Raw genomic sequence first — 12120 nt, 5'->3', positions numbered from 1 at the left:
GGAGAGTTAAAATGGGTAAATATTTTGGTACTGATGGTGTACGAGGAGTTGCAAATAAAGAGTTAACTCCTGAATTAGCATATAAAATTGGACGCTGTGGCGGTTATGTTTTAACAAAAAATAATGTCAAACCTAAAATTATTGTTGGGCGTGACACACGTGTATCAGGACATATGCTTGAAGGAGCACTAGTTGCAGGTTTATTATCAATTGGTGCTGAAGTTATGAGATTAGGAGTTATTTCAACTCCAGGTGTTGCCTATTTAACAAAAGCACTTGGTGCACAAGCTGGTGTTATGATTTCAGCTTCGCATAATCCTGTTGCAGATAATGGGATTAAGTTTTTTGGTCCAGACGGTTTTAAATTGTTGGATGAGCAAGAAGCTGAAATTGAAGAACTAATGGATGCAGAAGTTGACCGTTTACCAAGACCAACTGGAAATGATTTATGTCAAGTTAGTGATTACTTTGAAGGTGGTCAAAAATACCTACAATTCCTTAAAAACACAATTGATGAAGATTTCTCAGGTCTATTAGTTGCTCTAGATTGTGCACATGGTGCTACTTCTTCATTAGCGCCATATTTATTCGCAGATTTAGAAGCAGATATTGTTACCATGGGAACGAATCCTAATGGATTTAATATAAATGATGGCGTAGGTTCTACACATCCTGAAGCTTTAGCAGCTCTTGTAAAGGAAAAAGGTGCTGACATCGGTTTATCATTTGATGGAGATGGAGATCGTCTAATTGCTATCGATGAAAATGGTGAAATCGTTGATGGTGACCAAATAATGTACATTTGTGCAAAATATTTAAATGAAAAAGGTCGTCTAAAACAAAACACAATCGTATCAACTGTTATGAGTAACTTAGGTTTCTACAAAGCAGTAGAAACGAATGGGATGAAAAGTGCAGTTACAGGTGTTGGTGACCGCTATGTCATGGAAGAGATGAGAAAGAATGGCTTTAATCTTGGCGGTGAGCAATCTGGACACATCATCTTTTTAGATCATATTACGACTGGTGATGGTATGTTAAGTGCGATTCAGCTCGTAAGTATTGTTAAAGAAACAGGTAAAACTTTATCACAATTAGCTGGAGAAATGAAAAAGTATCCTCAATTATTAATTAATGTTCGAGTTACAGATAAAAATGAAGCACTTAATAATGAGCGTATTAAATCAATCATTTCAGAGGTAGAAGAAGAAATGAACGGCAATGGTCGTATTTTAGTTCGTCCTTCTGGTACTGAGCCACTTATTCGTGTAATGGCTGAGGCTCCTTCTGAAGCAGAATGTAAACAATATGTAGAACGCATTGTTGCTGTTGTAAAAGAGGAAGTTGGAGAATAATATAAATTTAAAAAATATGCATTGATGAGCACTTTTGTGTAAGTCTATGCATATTTTTATTATATACAGCTATTCTATAACTTTTTTTCAACATATTTTTGTTGACCATTTTTAACACGGTATAGTATAGTTGTTTTATTGTTTTCCTAACGGGGAAGGAGTATAGAAATAAAAAAGTATTAAAAAAGCGCCAGAACTACACTAGACGAGAATGTGTAGTTGACGAGGTGGAGTTTTATCGAAGTTTCGGCGGATGACTCCCGGTTGCTGTATCACAACCGAAATTATTTATGTAAAACACATAGGTGACTGTGTGCACAAACGTAAATAATCTGATACACCGTTTAAAACAAAAAAATGAACTCGCTAATGAGCGGAATATGAAAGGTAGGTGGATATTGCTTGTAAGTCCTCTACCATTATTAAACATGACGAGGGAATAGAAAATTAAATAGTTAAACGGTTAGGAAAACAGCGTTCCATTCCTATACATTTTTGTATGTCTTGTTTTAGGACTTACTAAGCAATAGTTATTATGTGTGGAATCGTTGGATATATTGGAAATGATAATGCGAAAGAAATTTTATTAAAAGGTTTAGAGAAGTTAGAGTATCGTGGATACGATTCTGCTGGGATTTCTCTTTTAACTGATAATGGTGTAGAAGTTTATAAAGAAAAAGGTAGAATTGCAGTATTACGTAAATCAATCCCTACAAAAACGGACGGAAACGTTGGAATTGGTCACACAAGATGGGCAACACATGGTGCTCCAAGTAAACGTAATGCGCATCCTCACCAAAGCTCTACTGAACGTTTTACACTTGTTCATAACGGCGTTATCGAGAACGATGTACAATTAAAAAACGATTATTTAAATGATATTGAATTTACAAGTGATACAGATACTGAAGTAATTGTTCAGTTAGTAGAGCTTCATATTAAAAAAGGTTTATCAGTTCTTGATGCTTTTAGAGAAACACTTAAGCTTCTTAAAGGTTCATATGCAATTGCATTATTAGATAAACAAAACGATGATGTGATTTATGTAGCAAAAAACAAAAGTCCATTACTAGTTGGTGTTGGAGAAGAATTTAATGTTATTGCATCTGATGCGATGGCAATGTTACAAATCACTGATCAATTTATTGAATTAATGGATAAAGAGGTAATTATACTTACTAAAGATCAGGTTCAATTAATGGATCTTAACGGAAATGTTAAAGAACGTTCTCCATATACTGCAGAAATTGATGCTAGTGATATCGAAAAAGGAACTTACCCTCATTTCATGTTAAAAGAAACAGATGAGCAACCATTAGTAATCCGTAATATTATCCAAAAGTACCAAGATGAAAACGGTGAGCTTGTAATTAACTCAGAAATTAAAGCGGCTTTAGCAGAAGCTGATAGATTATATATTGTTGCTTGTGGAACTAGTTATCATGCTGGACTGGTTGGAAAGCAATTTATTGAAAAAATGGCTGGAGTGCCTGTAGAAGTACATGTTGCAAGTGAATTCTCTTACAATATGCCACTGCTTTCAGAAAAACCATTATTCATTTATATTTCACAAAGCGGTGAAACTGCTGATAGTAGAGCATGTCTAGTACAAACAAATAAATTAGGTCATAAAGCAATTACACTTACAAACGTTCCCGGATCAACATTATCACGTGAGGCTGATTTCACTCTTCCTTTACACGCAGGTCCTGAAATCGCTGTTGCATCAACGAAAGCTTACACTGCACAATTAGCAGTACTTGCTATTGTTGCAAATGCTCTTGCGAAAGAAAAAGGAAAAACGGTTAACTTTAACCTAGTTAAAGAACTTGGAATTGTAGCAAATGCAATGGAATCAATTACAAACCAAAAAGAAGAGTTTGAAAAAATTGCTACAGAATATTTAGCTACAACTCGTAATGCATTCTTCATTGGTCGTAACGTAGATTACTTCGTTTGCTTAGAAGGCGCATTAAAACTAAAAGAAATTTCTTACATCCAAGCAGAAGGATTTGCTGGTGGAGAGTTAAAACACGGTACAATTGCTCTAATCGAAGAAGGAACTCCAATCTTCGCATTAGCAACACAAGAATCAGTAAACTTAAACATTCGTGGAAATGTAAAAGAGGTTGTTGCTCGTGGTGCTAACCCTTGTATCATTTCAATGGAAGGATTAAATATGGAAGGCGATCGCTTCATTTTACCTAAAGTACAAGAAGAATTATCTCCAATCCTTTCAGTCGTACCATTACAATTAATCTCTTACTATGCTGCTTTACATCGTGGTTGTGATGTTGATAAACCACGTAATCTTGCAAAATCAGTTACAGTTGAATAATCAAATTAGTAATCTTAAAGTTTATTAAAAAACAGATTTGAACATAAAAACTGAGCAGGGAGTGTAAAATGATGATCAAGTTTAACGATGAAAATATCATTCCTACAAAAGACGACTTTCACGTTAGTGAAGTTGATGAGCGTGTTGTAATAAGAAAACCAATTAAATAACTTTAAATATAAAATACAGGGGACTAGTGGTGCTGACCATTAGTCCTTTTTTTATTTGAACATGACGACACATCCAATCTTCTCCACTTCTGAAGTTAGCCATAGCAAAAATTTTCAAAAACTAAGAATAAACCTATTCTAATCAAGCCAACTTAAGGATATGGAAAAAATTTGCTATTAAATAATGAGCAGGAGTGAAAACGATGATAAAAATTTACGATGAAAACTTCATTCCAACAAAAGATGACTTTCATGTTAGTGAAGATGATGAGCGTGTTGTAATAAAAAAACCAAATCAGGTTGAATTTTAATAACAAAAGAGGCTACTAAAAATTTACTGTTTTGAAGTGAAAATTAAAGGGACCGGATTAATTAATTGAGGCCTATAAATAAATATACGTAAAAAGAGATAGGAAAGCAGATGAAAACCTGTTACCTATCTTTTTTTGATGAACAAAATTAATTTTTTGTTTTCACCATAATTTCACCATCCTCTATTAGAATTCAATTTATTAAGAAATGAGAGGAGGGAAATAACATGAATAAAAGAGTAAAGAGAATATTTACGTGGGTCTCTATAACAGCAGTTTTTGTTTTAGGGGTACAGTTTTTTCTTAGATTTCTAGGTGGTTTTCATGAAAGACGTTTTGCTGATTATCAACATTCCATGTTCATGGATCGAGACGGTCGAAACGAATTTAGGTCACATCAGATGATGCATGGTCCACACCATTTTCATGATTTTTCTTGGATTGGTTTAGTATTATTCCTTTTAATCGCATTTGCGGTTGTGGCTTTTATCTTTAAAAAGTTAGTTAAAAAGGGACAAGCTAGCCCGGTTAATCAAATTTCATTAGATACAACTAGTTTTAACACACCTGTAAACAGAACAAACGCAGATTTATTGGATAAATGGGAAAAAAATCTACTATCAAAAAAGGAGAATAAATAAAATGGGCATTTTTAAAAGAATGAAATCAATATCGTTGGCTAAAGTGAATGGAGCACTGGATGGTTTAGAAGATCCAATTTCAATGTTGAATCAATATATTAGAGAAATGGAAGAAGATCTTTTGAAAGGTCAGGAAGCACTCTCTCGTCAAATCTATCTAGAGAATAAGCAAAAAGCATTGATCTTGGAGACAGAAGGACTGGTAAACAAAAGAAGTGGACAAGCTAAGCTAGCAGTTGAAAATGGAGAAGATTCCATTGCAAAACTGGCTATACAGGAAAAACTTGTTCATGAAAAACAATTAATCCTCTATACAGAGCAGCTTAATACAATTCAAAATCAAACTCAGTCACTATATGAAAAATTAGATGAACTGAAAGGTAAATATAATGAGTATCTGCATAAAAGACTATTACTAGTATCCAGAGCAAATATAGCAAAATCAATTAAACAAATTCAGCAAACATCTGTTTCATTTAATTCAGAAACAATCGCAAATGGAATCGCACGTGCAGAAGATCGAATACTTATGATGGAGGCAGAAGTACAAGCTCAAAATAAATTTGCATATCATAGTAACCTATCTAATGGATATAAAGATAATGTAATGAGTGAAGAAATAGAAGAAGAACTACAAAAGCTAAAACAGCATGCTGTGGAAACTGCCTAAGGTCATGATTTAAAAGAAATATCGGGGAGCACCGTATTAATTAACGGGTGCTTCCTTTTATTATTATCCGACAGAAGACTCCTTCCTCAATTCCGTGAAGGTGTGATAACACCAGTAATAGGTGGGAGATGAATGTCGGTTAGTGTGCGTAAGCTTAAAGGCTTTTTTGTTGTCTGCTTCATATCTCAATGATATGCTCAGTTCCCAAGAATCTCCCACTTCAAACAACCTGTAAAGTGTTAAGTGGTGAGTAGATCAATTTATAATTGATTTGAAAATGGAAAAGATGAAGAAGACAAGCGAAAAATATAGAGATATAAAACGAGGGAGTATTTTTGATAATGAATATACTACTAGCTGAAGATGATTTGAAACTTGGTGAGCTAATCAGTTATATGTTAAAGAAAAAAGCAGGTTATAAAGTGGAGTGGGTTACAGAAGGAGAAGAAGCTTACTATTACGCTACGAACACCCATTATGATGTATTAATATTAGATTGGATGATGCCAGGAGGAACAGGAATAGAAGTGTGTCGTAGGTTACGAAAAGAAGGATATTCAGGAGCGATTCTAATCCTTACAGCTAAAGACGCCTTAGAGGATCGCATTGTAGGACTGGACTCAGGAGCTGATGATTATTTAGTTAAACCTTTCGAAATTGATGAGCTACTTGCTCGATTAAGAGCACTTTCTAGGCGTAATTATGCTCCTATACTAGAGGAAGAAATTCTTATTAGTGATATGATTCTAAATCGTACAAGCCAATCAATCAGAGGTGGAGATACTGAAATACAATTAAGCCCACGCGAATTTCAATTAGTTGATTTTTTAATACAGAATAAAGGGCAAGTATTACCTCGTGAAATTATTTTGGAGCGTGTATGGGGCTTTGATTCAGATGTTGCAATGAAAACGATTGATGCCACTGTTAAACTTCTTCGAAAGAAACTAGATTTGCTTGGTAAACAAGATTTGCTACAAAGCATTAGAGGGGTAGGATATAAATTTGATCACTAATCTTATATCTTATTTACGTGATTTTCGAAATTGCGGAGGAAGGGATGTTTTTAAGCGTACGCAAAATCGCTTAACAGTACTATATAGCGGCCTTGTCATGCTTTTTCTAATTATATTCATCATCATAGTCTTTGCAGTGTTATATGTAGTCATAATGAATGATCAAAGACGTACAGTTGAATCATTGGCTAGCCAAGAATCAAAAATTATCGAAAATTATATGATTCAAAATCAACAAGGAAACCTAAGGGACGATAACCAAGAAGTAGTTTTAGCCGGTGTGGACCAATTTTTTTATTATGTAGTTAATCCAAATGGCGAATTAATAATGGGACAGGAGGATATCCCTCAAATAAGGACTAGATTGTTTGGGCAAATAAAAAGTTGGATTCCTAAAGGGAATGAAACCCGAAAGGTAAAAATTAAAATAGAGCATGAAGAGTTTGAAAAGGACATGAGAAAATTCCATGATCATGAAATACATGTTCCTTCAGATCGAAAAGAGATTAGTTTGATGGTATCAGGTAAACCGCTATTTTATAAAGGAGATTTTATCGGTACAATCTATGTTGGAAAAGATATTTCGGATGTTTATCATTTATTCAAATTTGTTGTCATCATACTAGTTGGCTTAACAATCGTATTTTCTGGAGTTGCACTATATATTAGTTTTTTTATGTCAAAAAAAGCGATGATCCCAATCTTTAAATCATTTAATCGACAGCGCGAATTTGTTGCAGATGCATCTCATGAATTAAGAACACCATTAAGCGTTTTGTTATCGTCAATCGATGCAATGGAAATGACAATCGATACAGAGAAAGATGATTTTTCTCGAAAGCTTTTATTTAATATGAAAGACGAAGTAAAAAGGATGACAAACTTAGTCAGCGGATTATTAACATTAGCTCGTTCAGACTCAGATAAAGTTGAAATTAAATTAGAAAAGTTTGAGTTTCGCTCCATTGCAGAAAAGGCGATTGTATCTCTACAACCGTTAGCAGCATCAAAACAAATCAATTTAAACTTAACTGCTCCAGAGAATGTAATCGCCCAGGGAGACTCTGAAAAATTATCACAGCTCTTATATATATTAATAGATAATGGGATTAAGTATACACCTATTGGGGGAGAGGTCCGGTTAGTTCTCTCGGATAAAGAAAATGAACTATGCATCCAAGTAACAGATACTGGTATTGGGATTAAACCGGAAGACCATGCCCGAATATTTGACCGTTTTTATCGATCTGACAAATCAAGATCTAGACAAATTGGAAGCCATGGTTTAGGCTTGGCAATTGCAAAATGGATCGTGGAAATTCATAATGGAACTATTCAAGTAAATAGTGAAGTTGGAAAAGGAAGTACGTTTACTATTGGGATTCCAACTTCTAATATGAATAGTAAAAAGGCATAAGCTTTTAAGAGTAGAATAACCGATACAAAGAAGTAAAAAATATAAAAGGTTAATTTTTTGAATGGAGTCGTTTCCTATTGTTTAATACGAAACAATTGCTGAAATTGGAAATCCATTTTTCCTAAAAGAGAGGAATGTTGACGTTGAAAATTGCTTTCATTGCACACGATCAAAAGAAAAAAGATTTAGTAAATTTTGCAATGGCATATGAATCTATTTTATCTAAACATGAATTATATTCAACAGGAACAACTGGAACAAAAATAATGGAAAATACAAATTTAAAAATACATCGATTTAATTCCGGACCACTTGGAGGAGATCAGGAAATCGGTGCGTTAATAGCTAAGAATTTAATGGATATTGTTATCTTCTTTCGCGATCCACTAACAGCGCAACCGCATGAACCGGATATTTTGGCTTTAATTCGTTTATGTGATGTTTACTCAATTCCTTTAGCAACGAATATGGGTACAGCAGAAATTTTAATACATGGTCTAGAGCGTGGGGACCTAAAGTGGAGAAACATCGTACATGATAAACAAATTCGTGAAAGATAAACAAAATCTTAAAAAAGATAAAGTAATCGAATAATTAACTATGATGAAGGAAAAAGTAATTCTAGTTCAGTTGAAAAGGAGGTTTATGATGGATAATCAAGAATTTGGACATACACATGATACAGGTGAAACAGTAAAAATCTCGGGCTATTATACTGATAAAGACGGAGAGCATATTGAATTACAAGCAGGACAAAAGTTCCCTAACTGCCCTTCATCAGGAAAGCCAACTAAATGGAGACACGGACGGTAAAACTAGATACAAAAGAAAAAAGATTGTACTTTAAATACATAGTACAATCTTTTTTTATTGAACTGATACGTTATACATTAGACCAAGATACATTGTAATCACAAAGCAAAGACTAAATGTAATCGATAGCATGATTGTTGTCTTTTTCATATAGCTGATGACTAATAACACTAGGAAAATGATCGACATACTCATTAACATTGTGCCTTCTAGCGTAAAAGTAAAAGCTATTCTAATAGGTAAAGTAATATCAATCCCCATAATCCATTCAATCCATTTAGATGGCCCTTCATTTTGCAAAGTCACACTAATATTATGTGGCGGTGATTTAGTACCCATTATAGCCGTAAAAAAGAACACAAGTGTGATGGTAATATACTCTGCCTTTAACCAGCTACGAATGCCATTTGAAGAATCTTCAACGGATTTTTTCATTAGTACGCCATTGAAAAATGCAAAAAACAATACTGGAATGATACTAATGTGCTTCAATACTAACATTTGTCCATATGGCAGTATCCATGCATTCGTATAGTCTTTTAAATTAACGACTTCTAGCATTAAGACTACACCACTAATAAAAATAATTAACACGCAGATGATGGCTAAAGGTGTAAACCATTTTAAGAATTTACCATAGTTATTTGTATCTTTAGCTAACCAAGTGACATTAAATAGAATTCCACTCCAAATAGAAACCATTAGAAAATGACTACTTTGAAAAATAAAACCCGTCCAAAAATTCATAGAGGTAATATGACCTGCATAACCGATACTTAAAATCATCATGAATAACCAAAAGAAATTAAAAAACTTTTTCCCATCGCTATAAATGTTAATGACAAGCATAATGGCAAACATACTCGAGTAGATCCATGCATTACCTATAGCTGTTTTTATGAAAACAGAATAAATGGCTGTATTAAGTTGAACATCATCTAGGAAAAAGGTAATAATTCGTAGAGCAGGGAATAGTGAAAAGAACAATATACCGACAATAACCAAATAAACAGTACCTTTCGAAATGCTGATTGTTGGTTTTTTATCTGACGGTACAAAATCTAATACAAACTTTCCTGCCAATATCGAATAAAGGATATAGGTTATAAACTCAGTGATTGGAACGATATAACTCATTTTCTATTCCAAAGAACAACTCCACCAACCATTAATGCAATTCCAAATAGACCGATTGCAATTAATGGAATAAGATATTTAGATCTTTCTTTTTTAGGAGTAGCCTCTTTTTGTTTTTCTTTTGTAGGCGTTTGATCCTTAACTGCCTTGTCAGTTGTTTTATTTTCAGTTGTCGTTTTAGTTTCAACTTGCTTTAATTGCACTTTGAAAGGAATTTGACCTGTTACCGGATGACCATCTTCACTTACTACTTTCCACTCGACCTTATAATCACCATTTTCTAAACCGTTTGGTAGATCAGCAATTAATTTATTACCTTTAATAGAAACATTTGTAACAGCTGTAGCAGTTCCAGCTTTAAATAATTTGATTGTACCTAATTGCTCAAGAGCCTCTTCGAATTCAAGCGTAATTTGTTTAATTGGTTCAGTGATTACTTGCCCATTTGATGGATTAGAAGAAACAAGCTTCGTATGCGCACTCGCCATAGTTGGGAATAAAAATAGCAGTAAAATAATGATTGATAAACCTTTTTTCATATAAATCTCCTTCTTTATGTAAATATTTGTGCTTAATTTAATATAAGGTAAAAGCTTGTAATTATGAACTATTATTATCTTAGTTAAATTAGGCACTCTATTCCATTAGACATTTTAGTATAAAATTGTGAGATATTTGTGAAGTTGTCGTAACTACTCAGTTTAATTAAGAAAATTAGTTTTTTTAAAACAATTCTTTATACTTTATTTACATAACCTCCAAAGTAAATTAATAAAATTTCATTAAAATTAAGAGGTGGAATCTAATGAAATTTTAATTTATGGGAGGTTTTTTTATGTTTAGAAACAATTTTAAGAAAAAGTTAATTCCAGTGGCTGTACTTTCAACGATAGCATTTGGTTCGTTGATTGGTTCATTTGCTAATCATACAGTACAAGCTAAGGAACCAAACAAGAATGAAATTAGAAATGTGATCTTTTTAATTGGTGATGGAATGGGTGTTTCATACACGACTGCTTATCGTTATTTAAAAGATGATCCAAAAACAAAAGAAGTTGAACAAACAGAATTCGATCATTACTTAGTAGGGCAACAAATGACATATCCTGAAGATCCAATGCAAAATATTACTGACTCTGCGGCAGCGGCAACAGCCATGTCAGCGGGAGTTAAAACATATAATGCAGCAATTGGAGTAGATAATGATGGCTCAAGAGTAAAAACAGTGCTTGAGGCAGCAAAAGAAAAAGGTAAAGCGACAGGACTTGTTGCAACTTCAGAAATTACACATGCTACACCAGCGTCTTATGGTGCTCATGATGTAAGTCGTAAAAATATGAATGCAATTGCGGATGATTATTACGATGAACTAATTAAAGGTGGACATAAAATTGATGTCATGCTTGGAGGTGGATTAAGTAACTTTGTACGAGAAGATCGTGATTTAACAAAGTTATTTAAAAAAGATGGCTACTCTTATGTAACGAATAAAAACCAAATGTTAAAGGATAAAAACAATAAAGTATTAGGTTTATTTGCTTCTGGTGGAATGCCGAAGATGATCGACCGTGATGATTCGATGCCAGCATTAAGCGATATGACAAATACAGCAATTGAAAAATTAAACAGAGATAAAGATGGATTCTTTTTAATGGTAGAAGGTAGTCAAATTGACTGGGCTGGACATGATAACGATATCGTTGCGGCAATGAGTGAAATGGAAGATTTTGAAAAAGCATTTAAAGCTGCAATCGCATTTGCTAAAAAGGACAAGCATACATTAGTCGTTGCAACAGCAGACCACTCAACAGGTGGCTATTCAATTGGAGCAAGAGGTGATTACAATTGGTACGGAGCACCGATTGCTGCTGCTAAACGTACTCCTGATTTTATGGCTGAACAAATTAGTAAAGGTGCAGATGTAGAAAAAACATTAAAAGCGAATATTAACTTAGAATTGAAGCCTGAAGAAATTCAATCTGTTAAAAAAGCGGCAGATTCAAAAAATATGTTAGAGATTGATAATGCAATCGAAGCAATCTTTGATAACCGTTCAGTAACTGGTTGGACTACAGGTGGTCACACGGGTGAAGACGTAAATGTTTATGCGTATGGTCCTGGTAGCCAATTATTTGCAGGAAAAATTGATAATACTGACCAAGCTAAAAACATCTTTAGAATTTTAAAGAATGGTAAATAAGTAAAAAATCAGATCCCGTTAAATGACCTTTATTTAACGGGATTTAAGGATG

Annotated in this window: 11 protein-coding genes; 9 read left to right on the top strand and 2 right to left on the bottom strand. The window is 33.7% G+C overall.

Annotated elements, in window-relative coordinates; genetic code table 11:
• Positions 1 to 11: 11 nt before the first annotated feature.
• From glmM to AB1282_RS04900, 8 genes are all read left to right on the top strand, one after another.
• Entirely contained in the window at positions 12 to 1355 is a 1344-nt protein-coding gene (gene glmM, locus AB1282_RS04935) for a phosphoglucosamine mutase (RefSeq protein WP_056476153.1), read from the top strand.
• Between the two features lie 535 nt (positions 1356 to 1890).
• Positions 1891 to 3693, top strand: coding sequence for a glutamine--fructose-6-phosphate transaminase (isomerizing) (gene glmS, locus AB1282_RS04930; RefSeq protein WP_056476150.1), 1803 nt, complete (start codon positions 1891 to 1893; stop codon positions 3691 to 3693).
• A gap of 708 nt (positions 3694 to 4401) precedes the next feature.
• Entirely contained in the window at positions 4402 to 4815 is a 414-nt protein-coding gene (locus AB1282_RS04925) for a hypothetical protein (protein ID WP_429898657.1), read from the top strand.
• Position 4816: 1 nt separating this feature from the next.
• Entirely contained in the window at positions 4817 to 5485 is a 669-nt protein-coding gene (locus AB1282_RS04920) for a PspA/IM30 family protein (RefSeq protein ID WP_429898655.1), read from the top strand.
• 341 nt (positions 5486 to 5826) lie between these two features.
• Positions 5827 to 6501, top strand: coding sequence for a response regulator transcription factor (locus tag AB1282_RS04915; RefSeq protein ID WP_429898653.1), 675 nt, complete (start codon positions 5827 to 5829; stop codon positions 6499 to 6501).
• Positions 6491 to 7918, top strand: coding sequence for a sensor histidine kinase (locus tag AB1282_RS04910; protein WP_429898651.1), 1428 nt, complete (start codon positions 6491 to 6493; stop codon positions 7916 to 7918). Before AB1282_RS04915 ends, AB1282_RS04910 begins: the two co-directional genes overlap by 11 nt.
• Positions 7919 to 8061: 143 nt before the next feature.
• Positions 8062 to 8478: a methylglyoxal synthase gene (gene mgsA, locus AB1282_RS04905; protein ID WP_056476125.1), complete on the top strand. Its 417-nt coding sequence runs from the start codon at positions 8062 to 8064 to the stop codon at positions 8476 to 8478.
• Positions 8479 to 8566: 88 nt separating this feature from the next.
• Complete coding sequence (locus AB1282_RS04900) at positions 8567 to 8731, top strand: hypothetical protein (RefSeq protein ID WP_156339746.1); 165 nt, start codon at positions 8567 to 8569, stop codon at positions 8729 to 8731.
• Positions 8732 to 8785: 54 nt separating this feature from the next.
• Here the strand turns inward: AB1282_RS04900 and AB1282_RS04895 are convergent, their stop codons facing one another.
• Together AB1282_RS04895 and AB1282_RS04890 are read right to left on the bottom strand one after the other, a co-directional pair.
• Positions 8786 to 9868 carry a copper resistance D family protein gene (locus tag AB1282_RS04895; protein WP_429898649.1) on the bottom strand — a complete coding sequence of 361 codons (1083 nt, stop codon included), beginning with the start codon at positions 9866 to 9868 and terminating at the stop codon, positions 8786 to 8788.
• Positions 9865 to 10407 (bottom strand): copper resistance CopC family protein, encoded by a 543-nt coding sequence (locus AB1282_RS04890; protein WP_429898647.1) that lies wholly within the window; start codon positions 10405 to 10407, stop codon positions 9865 to 9867. The genes AB1282_RS04895 and AB1282_RS04890 overlap by 4 nt, the downstream gene beginning before the upstream one ends.
• A gap of 296 nt (positions 10408 to 10703) precedes the next feature.
• Here AB1282_RS04890 and AB1282_RS04885 point away from each other — a divergent pair, with 296 nt between their 5' ends.
• Entirely contained in the window at positions 10704 to 12068 is a 1365-nt protein-coding gene (locus AB1282_RS04885; protein WP_429898645.1) for an alkaline phosphatase, read from the top strand.
• Positions 12069 to 12120 lie beyond the last annotated feature (52 nt).

The sequence above is a fragment of the Gottfriedia sp. S16(2024) genome, assembly GCF_050473765.1.
Taxonomy (GTDB): Bacteria; Bacillota; Bacilli; order Bacillales; family Bacillaceae_G; genus Gottfriedia.
Note: the sequence above shows the minus strand (reverse complement) of the source record. Positions and strands in the feature narration are given on the sequence as shown.

What these genes read in the sequence shown, in the direction of transcription:
- glmM (WP_056476153.1), top strand. Translation starts at nt 12, where the DNA reads ATGGGTAAATATTTTGGTACTGATGGTGTACGAGGAGTTGCAAATAAA.
- glmS (WP_056476150.1), top strand. Translation starts at nt 1,891, where the DNA reads ATGTGTGGAATCGTTGGATATATTGGAAATGATAATGCGAAAGAAATT.
- AB1282_RS04925 (WP_429898657.1), top strand. Translation starts at nt 4,402, where the DNA reads ATGAATAAAAGAGTAAAGAGAATATTTACGTGGGTCTCTATAACAGCA.
- AB1282_RS04920 (WP_429898655.1), top strand. Translation starts at nt 4,817, where the DNA reads ATGGGCATTTTTAAAAGAATGAAATCAATATCGTTGGCTAAAGTGAAT.
- AB1282_RS04915 (WP_429898653.1), top strand. Translation starts at nt 5,827, where the DNA reads ATGAATATACTACTAGCTGAAGATGATTTGAAACTTGGTGAGCTAATC.
- AB1282_RS04900 (WP_156339746.1), top strand. Translation starts at nt 8,567, where the DNA reads ATGGATAATCAAGAATTTGGACATACACATGATACAGGTGAAACAGTA.
- AB1282_RS04895 (WP_429898649.1), bottom strand. Translation starts at nt 9,868, where the DNA reads ATGAGTTATATCGTTCCAATCACTGAGTTTATAACCTATATCCTTTAT.
- AB1282_RS04890 (WP_429898647.1), bottom strand. Translation starts at nt 10,407, where the DNA reads ATGAAAAAAGGTTTATCAATCATTATTTTACTGCTATTTTTATTCCCA.
- AB1282_RS04885 (WP_429898645.1), top strand. Translation starts at nt 10,704, where the DNA reads ATGTTTAGAAACAATTTTAAGAAAAAGTTAATTCCAGTGGCTGTACTT.